The organism is Streptosporangium sp. NPDC003464 (assembly GCF_053588315.1).
This window is the reverse complement of sequence record NZ_JBSFPS010000121.1, coordinates 1-21,430: the sequence shown is the minus strand read 5'-3', so window position 1 is coordinate 21,430 and position 21,430 is coordinate 1. Positions and strand designations below refer to the sequence as shown.

At 71.4% G+C, this 21,430-nt stretch carries 23 protein-coding genes; 14 read left to right on the top strand and 9 right to left on the bottom strand.

What is annotated here, in order from left to right; genetic code table 11:
• The first annotated feature begins 88 nt into the window (after positions 1-88).
• The 5 genes from sigJ (at position 89) to ACWDS7_RS25530 (ending at position 3,423) form a co-directional block, all read left to right on the top strand.
• Entirely contained in the window at positions 89-958 is an 870-nt protein-coding gene (gene sigJ / locus ACWDS7_RS25550; RefSeq protein WP_451931323.1) for an RNA polymerase sigma factor SigJ, read from the top strand.
• Positions 955-1,419: a carboxymuconolactone decarboxylase family protein gene (locus ACWDS7_RS25545; RefSeq protein WP_451931322.1), complete on the top strand. Its 465-nt coding sequence runs from the start codon at positions 955-957 to the stop codon at positions 1,417-1,419. Before sigJ ends, ACWDS7_RS25545 begins: the two co-directional genes overlap by 4 nt.
• A gap of 332 nt (positions 1,420-1,751) precedes the next feature.
• On the top strand, positions 1,752-1,907 hold the full coding sequence (locus ACWDS7_RS25540; protein WP_306866790.1) for a hypothetical protein: 156 nt from the start codon (positions 1,752-1,754) through the stop codon (positions 1,905-1,907).
• A 68-nt stretch (positions 1,908-1,975) separates the two neighbouring features.
• Complete coding sequence (locus ACWDS7_RS25535; protein WP_451931321.1) at positions 1,976-2,671, top strand: pyridoxamine 5'-phosphate oxidase family protein; 696 nt, start codon at positions 1,976-1,978, stop codon at positions 2,669-2,671.
• A gap of 173 nt (positions 2,672-2,844) precedes the next feature.
• A complete protein-coding gene (locus ACWDS7_RS25530; RefSeq protein ID WP_306866785.1) occupies positions 2,845-3,423 on the top strand; it encodes a TetR/AcrR family transcriptional regulator in 579 nt (192 codons plus the stop codon).
• Here the strand turns inward: ACWDS7_RS25530 and ACWDS7_RS25525 are convergent.
• Both ACWDS7_RS25525 and ACWDS7_RS25520 read right to left on the bottom strand, forming a co-directional pair.
• On the bottom strand, positions 3,338-5,065 hold the full coding sequence (locus tag ACWDS7_RS25525) for an alpha/beta fold hydrolase (RefSeq protein WP_451931320.1): 1,728 nt from the start codon (positions 5,063-5,065) through the stop codon (positions 3,338-3,340). The genes ACWDS7_RS25530 and ACWDS7_RS25525 overlap by 86 nt on opposite strands.
• Positions 5,066-5,150: 85 nt before the next feature.
• On the bottom strand, positions 5,151-5,711 hold the full coding sequence (locus ACWDS7_RS25520; protein WP_451931319.1) for a TetR/AcrR family transcriptional regulator: 561 nt from the start codon (positions 5,709-5,711) through the stop codon (positions 5,151-5,153).
• Positions 5,712-5,789: 78 nt separating this feature from the next.
• On the opposite strand from ACWDS7_RS25520, the gene ACWDS7_RS25515 reads away from it, so the two are divergent.
• The 3 genes from ACWDS7_RS25515 (at position 5,790) to ACWDS7_RS25505 (ending at position 8,551) form a co-directional block, all read left to right on the top strand.
• Complete coding sequence (locus ACWDS7_RS25515) at positions 5,790-6,290, top strand: DinB family protein (RefSeq protein WP_306866778.1); 501 nt, start codon at positions 5,790-5,792, stop codon at positions 6,288-6,290.
• A 148-nt stretch (positions 6,291-6,438) separates the two neighbouring features.
• Positions 6,439-7,077: a TetR/AcrR family transcriptional regulator gene (locus tag ACWDS7_RS25510; RefSeq protein ID WP_306866775.1), complete on the top strand. Its 639-nt coding sequence runs from the start codon at positions 6,439-6,441 to the stop codon at positions 7,075-7,077.
• A 94-nt stretch (positions 7,078-7,171) separates the two neighbouring features.
• Positions 7,172-8,551 carry a pyridoxal phosphate-dependent decarboxylase family protein gene (locus tag ACWDS7_RS25505; RefSeq protein ID WP_451931318.1) on the top strand — a complete coding sequence of 460 codons (1,380 nt, stop codon included), beginning with the start codon at positions 7,172-7,174 and terminating at the stop codon, positions 8,549-8,551.
• A gap of 13 nt (positions 8,552-8,564) precedes the next feature.
• Here the strand turns inward: ACWDS7_RS25505 and ACWDS7_RS25500 are convergent, their stop codons facing one another.
• Entirely contained in the window at positions 8,565-9,551 is a 987-nt protein-coding gene (locus ACWDS7_RS25500) for a helix-turn-helix domain-containing protein (RefSeq protein WP_451931317.1), read from the bottom strand.
• 171 nt (positions 9,552-9,722) lie between these two features.
• Between ACWDS7_RS25500 and ACWDS7_RS25495 the strand changes: the two genes are divergently transcribed.
• Complete coding sequence (locus ACWDS7_RS25495; protein WP_451931316.1) at positions 9,723-10,196, top strand: rhodanese-like domain-containing protein; 474 nt, start codon at positions 9,723-9,725, stop codon at positions 10,194-10,196.
• Between the two features lie 31 nt (positions 10,197-10,227).
• Here ACWDS7_RS25495 and ACWDS7_RS25490 read toward each other — a convergent pair whose 3' ends face one another.
• A complete protein-coding gene (locus ACWDS7_RS25490; RefSeq protein WP_451931315.1) occupies positions 10,228-10,737 on the bottom strand; it encodes a cupin domain-containing protein in 510 nt (169 codons plus the stop codon).
• 78 nt (positions 10,738-10,815) lie between these two features.
• Between ACWDS7_RS25490 and ACWDS7_RS25485 the strand changes: the two genes are divergently transcribed.
• Positions 10,816-11,310: a MarR family winged helix-turn-helix transcriptional regulator gene (locus ACWDS7_RS25485; protein WP_451931314.1), complete on the top strand. Its 495-nt coding sequence runs from the start codon at positions 10,816-10,818 to the stop codon at positions 11,308-11,310.
• On the opposite strand, the gene ACWDS7_RS25480 is transcribed toward ACWDS7_RS25485, so the two are convergent.
• The gene (locus ACWDS7_RS25480; protein WP_451931313.1) at positions 11,262-12,089 is read right to left on the bottom strand and encodes a helix-turn-helix domain-containing protein; all 828 of its coding nucleotides are present in this window, start codon (positions 12,087-12,089) and stop codon (positions 11,262-11,264) included. The genes ACWDS7_RS25485 and ACWDS7_RS25480 overlap by 49 nt on opposite strands.
• A gap of 87 nt (positions 12,090-12,176) precedes the next feature.
• On the opposite strand from ACWDS7_RS25480, the gene ACWDS7_RS25475 reads away from it, so the two are divergent.
• Entirely contained in the window at positions 12,177-12,581 is a 405-nt protein-coding gene (locus ACWDS7_RS25475; RefSeq protein ID WP_451931312.1) for a nuclear transport factor 2 family protein, read from the top strand.
• 82 nt (positions 12,582-12,663) lie between these two features.
• Here ACWDS7_RS25475 and ACWDS7_RS25470 read toward each other — a convergent pair whose 3' ends face one another.
• The 4 genes from ACWDS7_RS25470 to ACWDS7_RS25455 form a co-directional block, all read right to left on the bottom strand.
• The gene (locus ACWDS7_RS25470; protein WP_451931311.1) at positions 12,664-15,498 is read right to left on the bottom strand and encodes a vitamin B12-dependent ribonucleotide reductase; all 2,835 of its coding nucleotides are present in this window, start codon (positions 15,496-15,498) and stop codon (positions 12,664-12,666) included.
• 84 nt (positions 15,499-15,582) lie between these two features.
• A complete protein-coding gene (gene nrdR / locus ACWDS7_RS25465) occupies positions 15,583-16,044 on the bottom strand; it encodes a transcriptional regulator NrdR (protein WP_306866752.1) in 462 nt (153 codons plus the stop codon).
• A gap of 443 nt (positions 16,045-16,487) precedes the next feature.
• Positions 16,488-16,754 carry a LysM peptidoglycan-binding domain-containing protein gene (locus ACWDS7_RS25460; RefSeq protein ID WP_451931310.1) on the bottom strand — a complete coding sequence of 89 codons (267 nt, stop codon included), beginning with the start codon at positions 16,752-16,754 and terminating at the stop codon, positions 16,488-16,490.
• A gap of 40 nt (positions 16,755-16,794) precedes the next feature.
• On the bottom strand, positions 16,795-17,031 hold the full coding sequence (locus ACWDS7_RS25455; RefSeq protein WP_306866747.1) for a hypothetical protein: 237 nt from the start codon (positions 17,029-17,031) through the stop codon (positions 16,795-16,797).
• Positions 17,032-17,090: 59 nt separating this feature from the next.
• Between ACWDS7_RS25455 and lexA the strand changes: the two genes are divergently transcribed.
• From lexA to ACWDS7_RS25440, 3 genes are all read left to right on the top strand, one after another.
• Positions 17,091-17,801, top strand: a complete 711-nt coding sequence (gene lexA, locus ACWDS7_RS25450) for a transcriptional repressor LexA (protein WP_306866743.1) — start codon at positions 17,091-17,093, stop codon at positions 17,799-17,801.
• Between the two features lie 483 nt (positions 17,802-18,284).
• On the top strand, positions 18,285-19,178 hold the full coding sequence (locus ACWDS7_RS25445) for a hypothetical protein (RefSeq protein ID WP_451931309.1): 894 nt from the start codon (positions 18,285-18,287) through the stop codon (positions 19,176-19,178).
• Between the two features lie 139 nt (positions 19,179-19,317).
• The gene (locus tag ACWDS7_RS25440) at positions 19,318-21,306 is read left to right on the top strand and encodes a glycosyl hydrolase family 18 protein (RefSeq protein ID WP_451931308.1); all 1,989 of its coding nucleotides are present in this window, start codon (positions 19,318-19,320) and stop codon (positions 21,304-21,306) included.
• The last annotated feature ends 124 nt before the right edge of the window (positions 21,307-21,430 follow it).

The following is a 21,430-nucleotide window of genomic DNA, read 5'->3' as shown; positions in this document are numbered from 1 at the left end:
TGCTCTGTTCACTGGCCTGTTGGACTCGCCGGTCGGCAGCATAGTTCTCCGGATGTCACACACTCAGGAGATGACTCGTCCTCCCTGTGTGAACAGCGATGAAGATCTCGCGGCCGAGTTCGGCGCCCTCCGGCCCCGGCTGGTGGGCGTGGCCTACGGCCTGCTCGGCAGCCTCGACGAGGCCGAGGACGTGGTCCAGGACGCCTGGCTCCGGCTGGGCCGGGCGGACCGCGCGGAGATCCAGGACGTCACCGGCTGGTTGGTGGTGACGGTCTCCAGGCTCGCGCTGGACGTGCTGCGCTCGGCGCGCGTGCGCCGGGAGGAGTACGTCGGGCCGTGGCTACCCGAACCGGTGGTGACCGTCGAGGCCGACCCCGCCGACCGGGTGACGCTGGACGAGTCGATGAGCCTGGCGATGCTGGTGGTGCTGGAGTCGCTCAGCCCGGCCGAGCGCACCGCGTTCGTGCTGCACGACGTGTTCGGGCTGCCGTTCGACGAGGTGGCCCAGGCGGTCGGGCGCACCCCTGCCGCCTGCCGCCAGCTCGCCGCCCGTGCCCGCAAGCACGTCGCGGCCCGGGCGCCCCGGTTCGAGGTGGACGCGGCCGAGCACCGCAGGGTGGTCGAGGCGTTCTCCCGGGCCAGCAAGGGCTGTGACATCGACGCGCTGACGGCCCTGCTCGACCCCGATGTGGTGCTCCGCAGCGACGGCGGCGGCCTGGTCAGGGCGGCCAGGCGGCCGGTCCGGGGCGCCGGCCGGGTGGCCCGCTTCATCGCCGGGGTGGCCGAGCGGTTCGGCGCCGGGGGCCGGTTCACCCCGATCACGGTCAACGGCCGGCCGGGGCTGCTGCGGTTCCGGGACGGAGCGCTCGACGGCGTCTACGCGCTGACCGTGGCCGGCGGCCGGATCACCGAGATCGACATCGTGATGAACCCAGAGAAACTGAGGAGTGTTCGATGAAGGCACGGATGAACGTCGCGGAGTTCGCCCCCGAGGGCTACCAGGCCATGCTCGGCCTGGAGAAGTTCCTGGCCGGCAGCAAGCTGCCGCACGCCACGCTGGAGCTGGTGAAGCTGCGGGCCAGCCAGATCAACGGCTGCGGCTTCTGCGTGGACATGCACAGCCACGACGCCAAGAAGGCGGGTGAGACCGACGAGCGGCTGTTCTCGGTGGCCGCCTGGCGGGAGGCGCCGTACTACACCGACGCCGAGCGCGCGGCGCTGGCGCTGGCCGAGGAGGCCACCCGGCTCAGCGACCGCGGGGAGACGGTGCCGGACCACGTGTGGGACGAGGCCGCCAGGCACTACGAGCCGGAGGTGCTGGCCACGCTGGTGATAGCGATCGCGGCGATCAACGCGTGGAACCGGATCGCCGTCACCACCCGTGCGGTCGCGGGTTCCTTGCGTAACCAAATCAGTTGATCCGGGTCGTGTCGCGGGGCTAGGTTGGCTCGCACGGACATCCGTGCGAGCCAGCCTCCCCGGGAGGCGGCGGCGCCTCGGACGACGTGAGCACGGTTTTCCCGAGGAACGGTGAGTCCGAGGAGAGGGCGCAGACCATGCGACGCATCAGGACCGTCCGGCCGCAGCGCCGGCTCCGTCAGCCCCGCACACCCGATCTGGACCTGCGGTCGCCCTCCGGCCGCCGGCTCCCCTACTGACCGACTCTTTACGGCGGTTTTACGGGGTGATCTGTAGACATCTCGCATAACGGATTCATCACGCCGGGGGGCTCAATGAAGAGACTTGTGGTCGTGCCACCATACGTAGCGCGATTCAAGATCAGGGATATCCGCTCCGCGACACGCCGCAAGACCGCCGCGGACACCAAGGTCGTCGACCTGCGCGCCTACACCGGGCGGAACATCTTACGGTTCCCGCTCGCCGGCGGCCCCACCCCCGCCGCCTGACCCCCGATCTCCGAAGGCCCGCCGCCCGCGGGTCTTCTCTCTTTCCGGGCCTGCTTGAATGTCACCTCATGAACGGACTGTCCGCGACCGAGCGCACCCGGCACCGCCGTCTCCGTGAGAACGGCCGGACCGACAGGGCCGCGCTGTACGAGGTGCTGCGCGCCGGGTTCGTCTGCCATCTCGGCGTGGTGAGCGACGGCGTGCCGATGGTGGTGCCCACGGTCTACGGCTTCGACGCCGACCATCTCTACGTCCACGGCTCGGTCGCCAGCCGGAGCCTGACGACGGAGGAGCCCGCCGGGTCCCCGTCCGCGCCGGCGGGCGGGTCCGCCGGCACGGTCTGCGTGACGGTCACCCACGTGGACGGCCTGGTCCTGGCCAGATCGGTGTTCGAGCACGGCGTCAACTACCGCTCCGCCATGGTGTACGGCGTGCCCCGCAGGCTGGAGGGCGAGGAGAAGACGGCCGCGCTGCGGATCCTCACCGAGCACGCCGCCCCGGGCCAGTGGGACTACGCCAGGCCGCCCAGCCGCAAGGAGCTCGCCGCGACGACCGTTCTGGCGATCTCCCTGGAGGAGGCGTCGGTGAAGGTGAGTGCGGGTCCGCCCGGCGACGGGGACGGGCCGGACGCCGAGCTGGGCCTGTGGGCGGGCGTGCTGCCGCTGGCCACCACCTGGCTGCCCCCGGTCGCCGACCCCCTGCTGCCGGAGGGCGTCACCGTCCCCGATCACATCGGTGGGCGCGCGGGGACCCGGCTCTCCTGACCCGACTCTCCTGACCCGGTCTCCTGACCTCGACTCTCCTGACCCCGGAACGGCAGTCCGCCCGCCGTACCCGCCGGGCCCGGCCACGCCCGCCGCGTCACCGGGCCCCGAGCTCCGGGGCTCCGGGGGACGGCCGCAAGAGTGGACAGCGTGTCCACATATACCCTGAGGGCATGGAGAGAGCAGACGCCGCGCGCAACCGGGCGCGCATCCTGGAGGCGGCCGGACAGCTGTTCGCGGCCAAAGGCGCGCCGAACGTCACCATGGACGACATCGCCAGGGCGGCCGGAGTGGGGCGCGGCACGCTGTACCGCCGCTATCCCGACCGGGCCGCGATCGCGACCGCGATGCTCGACGAGCACGAGAAGGCCCTGCAGGAGAAGCTGATCGGCGGCCAGGCGCCGCTGGGCCCGGGGGCGCCGCCCGCCGAACGGCTGGCCGCGTTCTACGCGGCGATGGTGGAGCTGCTGGAGGCCCACGCCCACCTGGTGCTGGGCACCGAGACCGGGCGTTCGCGCTTCGCCACCGGGGCCTACGGTTTCTGGCGGCTGCACGTGCGGTCGCTGCTGGCGTCCGCCGGGGCGCCCGACCCCGACACGCTGGTCGAGGTCGTGCTCGCCCCGCTGGCCCCCGAGGTCTACACCTACCAGCGGACCGAGCGGGACCTCAGCCCCGGGCGGATCGCAGCGGCTCTGGGCGAGCTGGCCCACCGGCTGCTCGGAGCGCAGCCGCCAGCTCGTGAGGGTGCGTGAGCTGGGGATAGTGCCCGGCGCCCTCGATGACGGTAGCCGGCACGTCCACGGCCAGCGGGTCGGCCGACCCGGTGACGATCGTCACCGGGACTCCGGAACCCTCCACGACCTGGTCGAGCACCTGGCGCAGCTCCGACCGCCCGGAGTGGGCCGCGCGCATCGCCTCGACCACCCGGCGGGCCGCTCCCGGGCGGCGCAGGTCCGCGACCGCGTCCGCCGGGACGCCGAGGCGCTCCCCCAGCCGGGCCCCGGACATCCGGCGCAGCGCCGGGACGGCCGCCCTCGAACGCGGCAACCACCCCGAGGGCGGTTGGAGGAAGGCGGGGGCGACGAGGACGACGGCCGCCACCCGGTCGGGGTTGGCCCGCGCGTAGCGCAGGACGGGTCCGCAGCCGAAGGAGTGGCCGACCAGCACCGGCCGCGTCGTGACCGGAGCCATCAGGGCCGCCGTCCAGCCGTCGAGCGAGCGGGCGGGCGCGGAACGGCCCAGGCCGGGCAGGTCGGCGGCCAGGACCGGGACGGCCAGCCGGTCGCCGACCTCCTCCCACGAACCGGCGTCCAGCGGCAGCCCGTGCAGCATCACGTACTCGGGACTCTCCCGCTCGCCCGTCACCCAGGTCCGGCTCCCCGCCACGTCCTGGAACCCGTACGGTCCGCGCGGCGGGGCGGCCGCGCCGAACCGGCTGCCGACCAGCCCGTCGACCCAGCTCCGGAGCACCTCCCCGGCCGGGGGCATGCGCAGTCCGGCCCGCTCCGCGAAGGCCAGGGCGGGGGCGGTGTCGTAGCGGTCGCCGGACATGAACGACAGCGTCTCGGGGTCGACCCCGGTGAGCGCGCGGGGCAGCCGCCGCAGGAGCCCGACCGGGACCGTCCGCCGGGGCGCGGGGACGCCCAGATGGCCGGCGACCAGGGCGACCAGCTCCGGCAGGTCCGGCGTGTCGTCGTCGAGAACCCAGTAGGCCCTCCCCTCGGTCTCCTCGTGCTCGGGCACGGCGGCCATGAAGCGGGCGAAGTAGCCGCTCTCGACGACGGGCAGGAAGACCTCGGGGCCCCCGGGGAGCGCCGGGAGCCGCCCGCGCCAGAGGTCCTCGACGAGCGAGGCCAGGCCGATGAACTGGCCGGGGCCGACCACGGTGCTGGGGTTGACGATCGTCAGCGGGACGCCCAGCTCGCGTGCCCGGATCCGCACCGCCGCGTCGGCCTCCTTCTTCGACGCCTCGTAGGCGCCCTCGGCGCGGTAGTCCGCCACACCGCCGCTGACCCGGTAGCCGCTGATGTGGACCAGGCGGCGCAGGCCGGGCCGGGCGGCGGCCCAGTCTGTCACGTTGAGCGCCCCGGTCACGTTGGCCCGCCTCGCCTCCTCGACGCTCAGCCCGAAGGCGAAGCGGGCGGCGGCGTTGTAGACGTCGCGCACCGCCTCCAGCCCCCCGGTGTCCGCGAGGCCGAGGCCGGGCGCGGTGATGTCGGCGGTGACGACGGTCAGCCCGGCCGTGTCCACCTCCTGCGCGGCGAGCCAGGACGTGAGCCGCTCCCCCGGCCCGCGCACGGCGGCCGCCACCCGGCGGCCGCGGCTCAGCAGCTCCGCGACCAGGGAGCGGCCGACGAACCCCGCGGCTCCGAAGACGATGGAGTCGGTCGTCACACGATCACCTCATAATAGATCGGTCTACATATTAAATGGACACGCGGAACCCATGCGGAGCAGGCCCGCACGGCGGCGCGACGTCTTACAGCAGCGCCACGATCCGGCGGGCCACCCGGTCGAGCGGCTCCCGGCTGCGGTGGGCCCTGGCCAGCAGCAGCGCCCCCTCGATCAGCGCGAGAACGGTGACGGCCACGTCGTCCGCCTCAGGGTGCCCGTCGGCGGCCAGCCGGTCCCGGAGGGTGCCCTCCCAGGAGCCGTAGACCTCCGAGCAGACCCCCTGCAGCGGATCGCTGGTGGCCGCCATCTCCAGCGCGACCGTGGCCACCGGGCAGCCCTTGCGCCAGCCGGACGCCTCCAGCCGGTCACCGAGCAGCGCCAGCACGGCGACGACCAGGCCCGCAGTGTCGGGCACGGTCTCCGCCAGGTCCCGCACGGCCCCGCCGATCTCCCGGCCGGCCCGCCGTACGGACTCTCCGACCAGCTGGTCCTTGCCGCCGGGGAAGTGGAAGTAGAGCGAGCCGCGCGGAGCCCCGCTGGCCGCGATCACCTGGTTCAGCCCGGCCCCGAAGTAGCCGCCGCTCTCGATGAGCTCCTGCGTCGCGTCCAGCAGCCTGCCGCGCGTCTCCTCGCCCTTCTGTCCCATGGCCCAAAAAATAGACCAGTCTGCTTATTATTGGCAACCCGTCGGAAGCCCCGCCGTTCTGGTTGCTATGGTCCGCGCATGATTCGAAAAGTGCCGTTCACCGGCGGCGAGAAGCAGAGCCTCCACATCAGCCTGGACCGGCACCGCGACGTGGTGGTGTGGAAGCTCGACGGCCTCGACGACGAGCAGTTGCGCCGTCCGATGACCCCGTCGGGGACAAGCCTGCTCGGGCTGGTGAAGCACCTGGCGAGCGTCGAATACGGCTGGTTCTGCGAGACCTTCGGCCGCGAGACCGAGCCGCTCCCCTTCGACGACGAGGACGAGAACGCCGACATGCGCGTGGAACCGCACGAGACCACCGCCGGCATCATGGAGTTCTACGGCCGGGCCCGCGCCGCGGCCGACCGGGTGATCGACGGACTCGACCTCGACGACGTGGGAACGGCGTGGTCCGGCGAAACGGTGTCGATGCGCTGGGTGCTCATTCACATGATCGAGGAGACCACCCGTCACGCCGGCCATATGGACATCCTGCGAGAGCTCCTCGACGGGGCGACCGGCGACCACCCCCGGAACTGACGGCCCCCACCCGGAGCCGGGCCCGCACGGCGCCCGGCCCGCGCGGTCCCCGCACCCGGGGGCGGGGCGCCCTCCACGCGTGGCAGAGATTCCGGATTTTCCTTTCCTAGAGAACGGAACATACTGTTCCAGTAGCTATATTGAGGGTATGGAGACAACCAGTACGGCGCCCATGAGCGGCCGGAAGGCCCAGGCGGCCCGTAACGACCAAGTCATCCTCGACGCCGCGCGCGCGGTCTTCGTCGCCGACCCCGGCGCCCCGATCGCCGCGGTGGCCGAGCGCGCCGGCGTGGGCATCAGCGCGCTCTACCGCCGCTACGCCGGCAAGGAGGACCTGCTCCGCAGACTGTGCTCGGACGGCCTGAAAATCTACATCGCCGAGGCCGAGGCCGCCCTGGCCGACGAGAGCGATCCGTGGAACGCCTTCACCGGGTTCATCCGCCGCATCGTGGACGCCGACGTCCACTCCCTGACGGTCAACCTGGCCGGCACCTTCACCCCCGACGAGGACCTCCACCGCGCAGCCGCCCGTGCCTCCGAGCTGTCGGTGCAGGTCTTCGACCGCGCCGCCCAGGCCGGCGCCCTCCGCCCCGGACTGGACGTCGCCGACATGTCGATGATCTTCGAGCTGCTCGCCGCCGTCCAGCTCGGCGACGGGGAGCGCACCGCCCAGCTCCGGCACCGCTACCTCGCCCTGATCCTGGACGCCCTGCACCTGACCTCGGCCCCCTCCCCGCCGGGCCCGCCCCCCAGCACCGAGGAGGTCACCCGGCGCTGGAGGGTCTAGGCGCAGCCGGCCGGGGCCGCCGCCCTGCCGCGTCCGGGCCATTCGTTGATATTGGACTGGGACATATGCCCCGCCCGCTCCCTATCTTGGCCTCATGCATCCCCGACTCGATGACGATCTCATCCACCTGCCCGAACTGCTCGACACGGTGCGGGCGCAGGCCGTACGGCTGCTCACCGGTCTCGACCGCCGGCCGGTCGCGCAGGCGCCCGCCGAGCACCGGCCCGCCCCCCTGCCCGTGGACGGAGCGGGGCTGCGGGAGGCGATGGAGGAGTTCGCCCGGAGGTGGGAGCCCGGCTTCTCCGCCGGCGCCGGCCCCCGATACCTGGGCTTCGTCACCGGCGGCGCGACCCCCGCCTCCCTGGCGGGCGACTGGCTGACCGGCACGCTCGACCAGAACCCCATGTCCGGCCTGGACTCCAGTGCCCCCGACCTGGAACGGGAGACCGTCGCCTGGCTGCGCGAGCTGTTCGGCCTGTCCGCCGAGCACGAGGGCGCCTTCGTCAGCGGCGCGACGATGTCCAACTTCGCGGGCCTGGCGACGGCCAGGGAATGGCTGGGCGAGCAGCGCGGCGTCTCGGCCGCCGAGCAGGGGGTCGCCGCGCTCGGCCCGGTCCACGTGCTCTCCGGGAGCCCCCACTCCAGCATCGGCAAGGCGCTGTCCATGCTCGGGCTGGGCCGTTCGGCGATCCGCCCGGTCGATCTCCTGCCGGGCCGGGAGTCCGTCGACGTCGCCAGGCTCGCCGAGGCGCTGGAGTCCCTGGACGGGGCGCCGGCGATCGTGGTCGCCAACGCGGGCACCGTCAACACGGGAGACTTCGACGATCTGCGCGCGGTGGCCGCCCTGCGCGAGCACCACCCCTTCTGGCTGCACGTGGACGCGGCCTTCGGGGCTTTCGCCGCGCTCTCCCCGGAGCACGCCCACCTCACCGACGGGCTCGACGCGGCCGACTCGGTCTGCGTGGACCTGCACAAGTGGCTGAACGTCCCCTACGACAGCGCCGTCCAGTTCACCCGCCGCCGGGATCTCCAGGTGCGGGTCTTCCAGAACTCCGCCGCCTATCTCGGGCCGATGGGCGACAGACCCGACCCCGTGCATCTGACCCCGGAGAACTCCCGGCGGCTGCGGGCGCTCCCGGCGTGGTTCACCCTCGCCGCGTACGGACGTGACGGCCACGCGGAGATCGTACGGCGCGACATCGCCCTCGCCGCCCGGCTCGGCGAGCGGATCGCCGCCATGCCCGCCTACCGGCTGCTCGCACCCGTCCGGCTCAACGTGGTCTGCTTCACCCTGGCCTCCGCCCCCGAGCGCGTCGGGGAGCTGGCCGCGGCCGTCACCGGATCCGGCGAGGCGTTCCTCACCCAGACCGTCCACGACGGGGTGCCCGCGCTGCGCGCCGCCTTCAGCAACTGGCGCACCACCGAGGCCGACGTCGAACAGGTCGCGCGGACGCTGGAACGGCTCGCCCTCTGACCCCTGGGACCGTTCACGCCGGGGCGCGGAAGGCCCTGCGGTAGGCCGAGGGCGAGGTGCGCATCGCCCTGGTGAAGTGGTGGCGGAAGGTCACCGGGCTGTCGAAGCCGACCGAGACCGCGATCTCCTCGACCGGCGCGGCCGTGGACTCCAGCAGCGTGAGGCTGGCCGCGACCCGTTGGGAGATCACCCAGCGCAGCGGGCTGGTCCCGGTCTGGCGGGCGAAATGCCTGATGAAGGTGCGCTGCGACATGTGAGCGACCTCGGCCAGCCCGGCCACCGTGATCGGCTCGGCCAGGTGGTCCAGCGCCCAGGTCATCGCGGTGGCCACCGCGTCGTCGTCCTCCACCGGGGTGACCGCCGCCTGGATGAACTGGGCCTGCCCGCCCTCCCGGTGCGGCGGGATGACCAGCCTGCGCGCGACCGAGTTGGCCACGCCCGGCCCGTGGTCCTTGCGGACCAGGTGGACCAGCAGGTCCAGCCCCGCCGCGCTGCCCGCGCTGGTCAGCACGTCGTCACCGTCCACGTAGAGCACGTCCGGATTGACCTCGACCCGCGGGAAGCGGCGCTGCAGCAGCTCGGCGTACTTCCAGTGGGTGGTCGCCTCCCGGCCGTCCAGCAGCCCGGCCGCGGCCAGCGCGAAGGCCCCCGAGCAGATCGACACCACCCGCGCGCCCCGGGCGTGCGCCGCCCTCAGCACCGCGATCAGCTCCGGTGACACCGGGCCGGACACGTCCGGCACCGCGGGCACGATCACCGTGTCCGCCTCGGCCACGGCGTCGAGCCCGTGCCCGGCCCGCATGGTGAACCCCCCGACGATCCGCAGGTCGGCTGGGGTCTCGGCGCAGACCCTGAGCTCGTACCAGGGCACGTCCAGTTCGGGCCGGGGGATGCCGAAGATCTCCACGACGCAGCCCAGCTCGAAGGGGGACATGCCGTCGAAGGCGAGCACGGACACGGTGTGACGGGCTCGGCGGAGCGTCGGCGGCGGGAGCAGCATGGCGAGATCTTAGCGATAAGCGGCATTCACGCCACTGTTGGGGCGGTGGCCGAGACCGGCACCATTTCTCTCGTCACCTTCACCTTCCCTCGTCACCTTCTCGCCACCGTCGAGCACGACCGACTCACCACCTTCACTCGTCACCGCCGAGCACGACCGAAAGGCCCCGAGATGACCACCACAGCCCGTTCCGCCGTCACCGCGGTGCCCGCGGCCGGCAACGCCGCCGCACTGGCCCACTTCGCCGGCCGCCTGGCGTTCGAGACCGACGTGTCCGACGTGGCCGCCGACCTGGCCTCGGGGGCTCCGGGGATCATCGTGGTCGACTCGCGCAACCTGGAGAGCTGGCGGCAGGGGCACGTCGAGGGCGCGGTGCACCTGCCCACCGCCGAGATCGCCGCCCGCGCCGCCGACGTGGTCCCGGCGGGCGCGACCGTGGTGACCTACTGCTGGGGACCCGGCTGCAACGGCGCCACCCGCGCCGCCCTGGAGTTCGCCAAGCTCGGCTACCCGGTCAAGGAGATGCTCGGCGGGTTCGAATACTGGGCGAGGGAGGGCTTCGCGGTCGAGACCGCGGCCGGCGTCTCCCGGCGCGGCATCGACCCGCTCACCGCTCCGGTCTCCGGCATCGCCTGCGCCTGCTGACCGCTCCGGTCCCCGGCACCGGCCGCTCTGGTCAGCCGCCGTCCTTGCCGGTCCGGGCCTCCCGCCAGAGCGGGCTGTCGAGGAAGTGGTTGTCGAAGCGCTCCTGCGCGGCGAGCAGCTCCTCCAGAGTCGCCTCCCCCCTGCCCAGGCGCGCCAGCAGGCGGAAGTAGTCGAACCGCTCGACCCCGGGGGTGATGACGACCAGCACGTCGGCCCCGCTGTCCGGCGCGGCGGCGAAGGCGTGCGGCATGTGCGGCGGGACGACGATCAGATCGCCTCCGCGCGCGGTGACCACCTGCTCGCCGGCGAGCACCTGAAGGGCGCCGTCGAGCACGTAGAACAGCTCCGACGAGGCCGTGTGGTGGTGGGGCGCCGCCCCGTCGGCCCCGCGGCCGAGGGTCACCCGCTGGGTGCTGAGCGCACCGCCGGTCGCGCTGGAGTCGGCCAGGAGCCGCACGGTGCTGGGCGCCTCCCCGACGACCTCGGCGTCGGCGGCGCGCACGAGGACGGCACCGTGGTCCGCCGGACGGATGAACGACATCTCGGTCTCCTCACAACAAGGTAGTTACGCGTCCGATAGTACGGCGTCTAACTATATGCTGTCGAATAGAATGTGAGGATGGACGAAGTCGACGTGATCGTGAGCCAGTGGCGGCACGAGCGTCCCGACCTGGACCTCTCGGCCATGGGCGTGTTCGGCAGGTTCAGCCGGCTGCACACCGCCGCCGGCCGGGCCGTCGACGAGGTGTTCGCCCGGCACGGCCTGCAACGCGGCGAGTTCGACGTGCTGGCCGCGCTGCGCAGGTCGGGCCCGCCCTACGTCCTCATCCCGTCGGTCCTGTCGGCGACGCTCATGCTGTCGAGGGCCGGTATGACCAACCGCCTGGACCGCTTGGAGGCGGCGGGCCTGGTCGAGCGGCGGCTCGACCCGGACGACCGGCGCAGCTTCCTGGTCGCCCTCACCGGCGAGGGCAGGCGGGTCGTCGACGCCGCGGTGAGCGAGCACACGGCCAACCAGGTGCGGCTGCTGTCCTCACTGACGCCCGCGGAGCGCCAGACCCTGGATCATCTGATCCGCAAGCTGCTGTCCGACGTCGAGGGGGAGGACCGGTGACCCCCGGCGCCGCCCCGCAGCGCCAGGGCGGTGCGCGCGTCGGCGGGGAAGTAGGTCTCGACCGCGATCTCTTCGAGCGTGATGTCGTAGGCGGCGCCGAACGTCGTGACCGTGTTGAGGAGGCTCAGCTCGGTCCCTCGGTGCCGGATCCGGACGGGCAGGGCGATGTCGGCCGGGTCGAGGGGCTCAGGCGGGTCGGGGGCGCCGTAGGAGACGAGCTCCGCGTGGAGCCCGCCCAGCCAGGGGTCCCCGGTCCGCTGGGCCTGCCGGGCCAGCCTCGGCAGCAGGAATCCCCGCACCTGGTCCAGGTTGAGCAGACGGGGCGCGAACCCGTCCGGATGCAGGCCCAGGCGCATCATGTTGACCGGCGGTTCGAGCAGGGCGGGGGCGACGCCGTCGAAGAACACCTCGGCCGCCGAGTTGGCGAGCACCAGGTTCCAGCGGCGGTCCACCACCAGCGCCGGATTCGGCTCGGTGCCCCGCAGGATCTGCTGGAGCACCTCACGGGCCGCGCTCAGATCCGGGGCCTCCAGCGGGCGTTCCCGGAAGACCGGGGCGTATCCGGCGGCGACCAGGAGCCGGTTGCGCTCACGTAGCGGGACCTGCAGCTGTTCCGCCAGGTGGAGGACCATCTGACGGCTGGGGACCGTGCGGCCGGTCTCCACGAAGCTGACGTGCCGGCTGGAGACCTCCGCCTGGATCGCCAGCTCGAGCTGACTGAGCCGCCGGCGCCGCCGCCACTCCCGCAGCAGCCCGCCGATGGATTGATCCTCTGCCATGGACCGGTTCTACCGCCGCCCCGGCGGCCACCGCCATTACACGCCATGTCATCGACAGCCCTACCCGGCGCTGCGACGGTTGCCGCCATGAGACAGACAACCGGGACCACGACCGGGACGGGGACCGAGACCGAGCGCAACAGGAGGCTCGTGCTCGAAGGCTTCACGGAGTTCGCCAAGGGTGAGCTCGACGTCCTGCGCACCCTGCTGCACGAGGACTTCATCGAGCACAGCCCGGGCAACCCCTCGGGCCGGGACGCCTTCGTCGAGTATGTCGCCGACGCCCCGGTGGCGAGCGCCGGGCTGGATCTCAAGCGCGTCATCGCCGACGGGCAGTATGTGGTCATGCACTATCTCATGACCAGGCCGGGCGAGGAGCGCGGCACCGCGGTCGTCGACATCTGGCGGCTGCGGGACGGTCTGATCGTCGAACACTGGGACGTCGTCCAGCCCGTGCCCGACCCCGCGGAGACCCCCCACGGAATGTTCTGAACACCCACGCGGGGCGGGACCTCGGCTGCCCGCCGACGTCCCGCCCCGACCAGGGCCCTTCACGCCCGGAAGGGCGCCTGGATCAGCTGCAGCCGCTGGTGGAGCCGCAGCCCTCGCAGACGTAGCAGCTGCCGGCCGGGCGCATCTTGGTGCCGCAGGTCATGCAGAGCGGCGCGTCGGCGGTGCGGCCCTGGTGGGACTCCAGGGAGCCGGCCCGCTCCCGCGCCGGCGCGGCCACGGCCACGACCTCCGCGCGGGGCTGGGGCTTCTCCTCGATCGGCGCCGAGGTGGCCAGTTCGGCGATGACCTCGTCGGTGTGGATCGGAGCCGGGTCCTCCCCGCGCTGCTGGGCGGCCCGCTCGGAGGCGGAGAAGATGCCGAGGGCGGCCCGCTCGTCGTAGGGCAGGTGGTCCAGGGCCAGGCGGCGGAAGATGTAGTCCATCACCGAGGCGGCCATGCGGATGTCCGGGTCGTCGGTCATGCCGGCCGGGTCGAAGCGCATGTTGACGAACTTGCTGACGTAGGTCTCCAGCGGCACGCCGTACTGCAGGCCGATGGAGATGGCCACCGAGAAGGCGTCCATGACGCCCGCGAGGGTGGAGCCCTGCTTGGACATCTTCAGGAAGACCTCGCCGAGACCGTCGTCGGGGTAGGACGAGGCGGTCATGTAGCCCTTGGCGCCGCCCACGGTGAAGCGGGTGGTGGTGCTGGGGCGCTGGTTCGGCATCCGGCGACGGGTCGGCCGGCTGATCTCCACGACCTGGATCTCCGGCTCGGCCGGCGCGGCCTTCTCCTCGCTCTTCTTGCCCGCGACCGAGAGCGGCTGGCCGACCTTGCAGTTGTCGCGGTAGACGGCCAGGGCCTTCAGGCCGAGCTTCCAGCCCTCCATGTAGACCTGCTCGATGTCCTCGATCGTCGCCGACTCGGGCAGGTTGACCGTCTTGGAGATGGCGCCGGACAGGAACGGCTGGGCGGCGGCCATCATGCGCACGTGGCCCATCGGGGCGATCGCCCGCTCGCCCATGGCGCAGTCGAACACCTCGTAGTGCTCGGGCTTGAGGCCCGGGGCGTCGACGACGTGGCTGTTGGCGGCGATGTATTCGACGATCGCCTCGACCTGCTCCTCCAGGTAGCCCAGCTGCCGCAGCGCGCGCGGGATCGTCTGGTTGACGATCTGCATGGAGCCGCCGCCGACGAGCTTCTTGAACTTGACCAGGGCGAGGTCGGGCTCGATGCCGGTGGTGTCGCAGTCCATCATCAGGCCGATGGTGCCGGTGGGCGCCAGCAGCGAGGCCTGGGCGTTGCGGTAGCCGTTCCTCTCGCCCAGCTTGAGGCACTCCGTCCACTGGCGGGAGGCCTCCACGTGGATGGCCTTGTCCATGGCCTCCAGCGTGCGCAGGTCGTCGTTGGCGGCGGCGTGCTTGCGCATGACGCGCTTGTGGGCGTCTGCGTTGCGCGCGTAGCCGTCGTAGGGGCCGACGACCGCGGCCAGCTCGGCGCTGCGGCGGTAGGAGGCGCCGGTCATCAGCGAGGTGATGGCACCGGCGATGGCCCGGCCGCCGGCCGAGTCGTAGGCGTGGCCGGTGGCCATGAGCAGCGCGCCGAGGTTGGCGTAGCCGATGCCGAGCTGGCGGTAGGCGCGGGTGGTCTGGTCGATCTTCTCGGTCGGGAAGTCGGCGAAGGTGATGGAGACGTCCATCGCGGTGATGATCAGCTCGGTGATCTTCACGAAGTTCTCGATGTCGAAGGAGTTGTCGTCCTTCAGGAACTTCATCAGGTTGATGCTGGCCAGGTTGCACGAGGAGTTGTCCAGGTGCAGGTATTCCGAGCACGGGTTGCTGGCGGTGATGCGGCCCGTCTCCGGGCTGGTGTGCCAGTCGTTGATCGTGTCGTCGTACTGGACGCCGGGGTCGGCGCACTCCCAGGCGGCCGTCGCCATCTTGCGGAACAGCCGCCGGGCGTCGACCTTCTCGATGATCTCGCCGGTGAGGCGGGCGCGCAGGCCGAACTCCTCGCCCTGCTCCACCGCGCGCATGAACTCGTCGGAGACGCGCACGGAGTTGTTGGCGTTCTGGTACTGGACGGAGACGATGTCCTTGCCGCCCAGGTCCATGTCGAACCCGGCGTCGCGCAGCGCGCGGACCTTGTCCTCCTCGCGCGCCTTGGTCTCGATGAACTCCTCGATGTCGGGGTGGTCGACGTCCAGGACGACCATCTTGGCCGCGCGGCGGGTGGCGCCGCCGGACTTGATGGTGCCCGCGGAGGCGTCCGCGCCGCGCATGAAGGAGACCGGGCCGCTGGCGGTGCCTCCGCTGGAGAGCAGCTCCTTCGACGAGCGGATCCGGGAGAGGTTGACCCCGGAGCCGGAGCCGCCCTTGAAGATCACACCCTCTTCCTTGTACCAGTCGAGGATGGACTCCATCTGGTCGTCGACCGCGAGGATGAAGCAGGCGCTGACCTGCTGCGGCGAGGCGGTGCCCACGTTGAACCAGACCGGCGAGTTGAAGCTGAAGACCTGGTTGACCAGGGCGTGCTTGAGCTCGTGGTCGAAGATCTCGGCGTCCTCGTCGGAGGCGAAGTATCCCTCCTCGACCGCGGTCCGGGTGTAGACGCCCACCACCCGGTCGACGAGCTGCTTCAGGCTCCACTCGCGCTGCGGGGTGCCGACCGCGCCGCGGAAGTATTTGGTGGTCACGATGTTGGCGGCGTTGACCGACCAGGACTCGGGGAACTCGACGCCCCGCTGCTCGAAGTTGACCGAGCCGTCCCGCCAGTTGGTCATCACGACGTCACGGCGCTCCCAGCGCACCTCGTCATAGGGATGCACTCCCGGCGTGGTGAAGACGCGCTTCATCTTCAGCCCCTTGCGCAACCGCTTGCCCCCGCGCGCCGCCGCGCCACCGACCGTCTCCGTCATGACTTCCCCCTTCCGGGGCTCCGTGGAGCCCACGAGTCGGACCAATCAACGCGCCGCTCTGTCCCCCGGCGCCCGGGGTGTGAATCAGTCCTGCTTGGCGGAGCGTTCCGCCCGCAACTGCTTGATCTCGGTCTCGAAATCGGCCAGGGTCTCGAAGCTCCGGTAGACCGAGGCGAACCGCAGGTAGGCCACCTCGTCCAGGTCGCGGAGGGGCCCCAGGATCGCCAGCCCCACCTCGTGGGCCGCGATCTCCGCCGCCCCCGTCGCCCGGATGCTCTCCTCCACCCGCTGGCCCAGCTGGGCCAGCGAGTCTTCGCTGACCGGGCGTCCCTGACACGCCCGCCGGACACCGGCGATCACCTTGTCCCTGAAGAACGGCTCGGTCACCCCGCTGCGCTTGCTGACCATGAGCAGCACCGTCTCCTGCGTGGTGAACCTGCGCCCGCACTCCGGGCACGTGCGCCTGCGGCGGATGGCCCCGCCGTCCTCGGTGGACCGGCTGTCGATGACCCGGGTGTCAGGATGACGACAGAACGGACAGTGCACGCGCGTCGCCTCCTTGAGCCGGCGAGTGGCCCACCTTCTCGTGCGTTTCCGGGCGCCTGACGAGACGCTCGCGCACGCCCCCCGAATAGTCGAGGTGCGGTAATGGAAACACAATCTATGGTGAAGCACGCCGATTAAGCCACTAGATGTTGTGGTCAACGGTAGAAGTGTCGGACCATGAACGCAAGTTGAAACGGCCCTGTCGGACGAAGTCGCTGATCAGCGCATCACATCCGCACGGGCCGGGCGTGTCACCCCTCCACCGGCCCCCGTCACCCTCCGGCGACCCCCCGCTACCCCCACGGCGGCCCCGATCACCTCCACCAGGCACCCGACCGTCTCCACGCCGGCCCCGGCCACCCCGGCCGCCCCCGTACGAGCGTCCGCGGCGCCGTCCCCGGCCCGTCACCTCACACGCGGGCCGGGCCCGCCGGCCACGCCCCTCAGGGAGCGGAGCCGTCAGGCAGGTAGAGCCGGGCCCCGGGCCGGATCACCGAGTCGGACAGGCCGTTGAGGTCCATGATCTGACGGACCGTCGGGGCGGGATCCCCGTCCCGCGTCACCGCGTCGGCGATCTCCCACAGCGTGTCGCCCCCGTGCACCACGACCCACGGCAGCCCCTCGTGACCTCTCCGCTCGAAGGCCGAGGCGGCGTCGATGCGCGCGCCGACCCAGAGCGCCCCCAAGGTGGCCAGCGTGAGCGCCGCCACCACCACGATCCTCCCCCGCCGGGTGAGCCGCAGGGGCGGATCAGGATATCGGATGTTCCCCGCGGGCCCGGGACGCCGGACGGGCGCGCGCCCGGGCCCCCTCTTCGCCGTGGTCGTCTTCATGATGGCCCCCCACCCCTTCGACCTGGCCGAACACATGTCGAAGAAAGATCGGCGAATCGAACACGATGTCGATCGAACTCCCGTACGATGTTGTACACCACGCCACCGCTGATTTCGAGAACGACTCGAACAATTGTTTGAATACGATCTTCAACGGGGGTACGGTCGCTGTGTGCGACGTAAGAGATACAGACCGGGAGGCGAGGAGACCGCATGAACGGGCACGACGAGAACGGTTCGGCCGTCAGCGACCTGGCGGTGCGCAGGCGTGACTCCCTCGGCCTCACCCCCAGGCAGCGGAAGATCCTTGAGGTGATCCGCGACTCGGTGCAGCAGCGCGGCTACCCGCCCTCCATGCGGGAGATCGGCGAGGCGGTGCAGCTCACGAGCACCTCCAGCGTGTCGCACCAGTTGACGGCGTTGCAGCGCAAGGGCTACCTGCGCCGCGATCCGCACCGCCCCCGCGCGCTGGAGGTGCGCCTGCCCGGCGAGCCGGTGCTGTGGGTGGACCCCGACTCCGGCACCGACGAGGCCCCGGTCAGCCGCCCGACCGCGGCCTACGTGCCGCTCGTCGGCCGGATCGCCGCCGGTGGCCCCATCCTCGCCGAGGAGAGCATCGAGGACGTCTTCGCCCTCCCCAAGCAGCTCGTCGGCGAGGGCACGCTCTTCCTGCTCCAGGTGACCGGCGACTCGATGATCGACGCGGCCATCGCCAACGGCGACTGGGTGGTCGTCCGCCAGCAGCCCGTCGCCGACAACGGCGACGTGGTCGCCGCGATGATCGACGGCGAGGCCACGGTCAAGACCTTCAAGCGCAAGGACGGCCACGTCTGGCTCGTCCCGCACAACACCAACTACGACCCGATCCCCGGTGACGAGGCCACCGTCCTGGGCAAGGTCGTGGCGGTTCTGCGCAAGCTCTGAGACGGCACACCACGAGGAGCGGGGTCCCCGATCGGGACCCCGCTCCTCGTCATGCGCCCGGGGCCGCCCGCAAGGCCGTACGGCGAGACCTCCGTCCCAGCCGTTCCGGGCTCTCCGCCCGGTATGGGCTCCCGGGCCGATGTGGGCTCCCGCCGTTCCGGGCTCCCCGACCGGGACGGGCTCCCGGGCCGGTGGGGCTCCCCGACCGGGACGGGCTCCCCATCCCTCCGCCGGTGATCAGATCTCCTTTGTGGGGGGTGCCGGGCATGTTTGTGGGGGCCGGGCATGCGCTGATTCTGTTTTCGGCTCGGAATAAGCCACAGGCGATGAAATTTCGGTAATTGCTACCTGTAGCGACCTTTCCGGGGATCGCGAGACGTTCTACGCTCGCTCCCCACAGAGCGCGGCGGGCCCGTGCCGTCCTCGCGGGGGAGGGGTGCGGGGGATCCCAGCCGCCCGCCTCGACAGCCGAGGAGCGCCCTCATGCCTCGCCGCCTCCCCGAACCGGCAGCCGACCGCGGCCTCCTGCTCCACTCGGGCCCGTTCCACCAGGCCCTGCGCGCCTGCATCCGGGAGAGCGGCCTGCCGCTCGACCGCATCCGGTCCCGCCTGGCCCAGCGCGGGCTGACGGTCGCGCTGTCCACCCTGAGCGACTGGCAGCGGGGCCACCGGCGCCCCGGCGGCGAGCAGTCCACGCTGGTCGTCACGGCCCTGGAGGAGATCCTTCGCCTGCCCGGCGGCTCGCTCACCCGCCTCCTCGACCGCGGGCCGGGGCTGGACGGGCGTTCCGGGGCGCTCGGCGAACTGCTGGACGCACTGCCGGGCTCACGCGACCAGGACGCCGTTGTCATCACCCAGCAGCAGAAGGTGCTGATCGACGCGGCGCGGATGTGCACGTCGGTGTGGACCCGCACCCTGGTCAGGGCCAGGCGCGACGGCATGGACCGGTATGTGGTCAGGTCGTTCGTCGACCCCGGCACCGATCTCGAAGGGTGTGAGATCCACGCTCTGGAGAACTGCAGGGTCGGCACCGTCCTGCGGCACCAGCGGCGGGCGGTGATGGTCGCCGAGCTGCTCTTCGACCATGTGCTCCGGGCCGGTGACACCTGGGTCTTCGAGTGGGAGAGCGTCGACAGGCCGACGCGGCCGTGTGTCGACCACGGCCACGGTTTCCGGCAGCCGGTCGCGCATTTCCTGCTCCAGGTGCGGTTCGATCCCCTGGCCCTGCCGGCCGAATGCCATTCCTACGTCCGGTCCGGACCGGACGAGGCGCCTTTCCGGACCGGCGTCCTGGTGCCTACCGCCCATCACACCGTCCACATGGCCGCCTCCGATGTGGCCGCCGGGGTGCTGGGCATCGCCTGGCGCTGGCCGTAAACCTCTCCCCGAGCAGTTGGGCCCCCCGAAATTTCGCACCATTGACGGCGCGGGGGCGCGTGATTACGTTCAGCTCAAATTGACAGTAAAGTTTCCTGTTAATTAACCCCCCGGTTCCAGGTCGTAGAGGCGGTCGCCCATGAGAAATCGACTTGTCCTGAAACTCTTAGGCGTGATGGGGGCGGTCCTCCTCCCGCTGGGAGGGGCCGTCGCCACGGCGCCCGGCGCGTCGGCCGCCGTGACCGTACCGATCCGGGCCAACGCCGGCGGATCCGCGCTCACCGACGCGGCGGGAGACCAGTGGGTCGCCGACAAGGCCTACTCCAGCGGTGACTGGGGCTACCAGACCAGCTACGGGGGCGGCTCGACCACCGGCGCGATCGCCGGGACGACCGACGACTCCCTCTACCAGAACTACAACACCTTCAACAGCTGGGGCGGCTACCGCTTCGACGTCCCGAACGGCACCTACCAGGTGACGCTGAAGATGGTCGAGGACTGGGCCAACGCGGCCGGCCAGCGCAAGTTCGACGTCCGCGTCGAGGGTGCCAACGCCCTGACCGGCTTCGACATCTTCGCCTCCTGCGGGGCGCTCACCGCCTGCGACCGGACCTTCCCCGCGACGGTCGCCGACGGCGCGCTCAACATCCAGTTCAACATGAACGGCGGAGCCAACTACGCGACGGTCTCCGCCATCGCGGTGACCGGCGGGGGCGGCGGCGACGACACGACACCGCCCAGCACCCCGGGCGACCTCCGCTCCACCGCCACCACCTCCACCAGCGCCTCCCTCGCCTGGAACGCCTCCACCGACAACGTCGCCGTCACCGGCTACGAGATCTACCGAGGCGCCACCCTCCTCACCACCGTCAACACCACCACCTACACCGACACCGGCCTGACCCCCGCCACCACCTACAGCTACACCGTCCGCGCCCGCGACGCCGCCGGAAACCGCTCCACCCCCAGCACCCAACTCAATGTCACCACCCAGAACGGCGGAGGCGGCGGCGGTAACAAGCTGCTGGGCTACTTCACCCAGTGGGGCATCTACCAGCGGGCCTACCACGTCAAGAACATCGTCACCAGCGGCTCGGCCGCCAAGCTCACCCACATCAACTACGCCTTCGGCAACGTCCAGAACGGTCAGTGCACCCTGGGCGACACCTACGCCGACTACGACCGCTTCTATCAGGCGGGCGAGAGCGTGGACGGGACCGCCGACACCTGGGACAACGGCGCGCTGCGCGGCAACTTCAACCAGCTGCGCAAGCTGAAGAAGCAGTTCCCCAACATCAAGGTGCTGTTCTCCTTCGGCGGCTGGACCTGGTCGGGCGGTTTCGGCCAGGCGGCGGCCAACCCCGCCGCGTTCGCCGAGTCCTGCTACCGCCTGGTCGAGGACCCGCGCTGGGCGGATGTGTTCGACGGCATCGACATCGACTGGGAGTACCCGAACGCCTGCGGCCTCACCTGTGACACCAGCGGTTTCGCCTCCTTCCGGAACCTGATGTCGGCGCTGCGCTCACGGTTCGGCCCCAGCTATCTGGTGACCGCCGCCATCACCGCCGACGGCACCTCGGGAGGCAAGATCGACGCGGCCGACTACGGCGGCGCCGCCCAGTACGTCGACTGGTACAACGTCATGACCTACGACTTCTTCGGCGCCTGGGCCACCACCGGGCCCACCGCCCCGCACTCCCCGCTCACCACCTACGGCGGCATTCCGATCCCCGGCTTCGACTCCGACTCCGCCATCCAGAAGCTCAAGAGCAAGGGAGTGCCGGCCGGCAAGCTGCTGCTGGGCATCGGTTTCTACGGCCGAGGCTGGACCGGTGTGAGCCAGGCCGCCCCCGGCGGCTCGGCGACCGGCCCCGCGCCCGGGACCTACGAGCAGGGCATCGAGGACTACAAGGTCCTCAAGACCCGCTGCCCGTCCACCGGGACCGTCGCGGGAACGGCCTACGCCTACTGCGGCAACCAGTGGTGGAGCTACGACACCCCGGCGACCATCGGGGGCAAGATGAGCTACTCGAAGAACCAGGGCCTGGGCGGGGCCTTCTTCTGGGAACTCACCGGAGACACCTCCAACGGCGAGCTGATCAGCGCGATGAAGAGCGGCCTGGGCTAGTCCCCGGCCGGTCCGGCCGCCGCCCCGGGACCTTCCCCTCCTTCACCGGCGGCGGGCTGCCCGACTGCGAGGAGGTCTCCAGGGCCGCGGGCGAGCAGTCCGAGACCGCGGGCTCGGACATCCC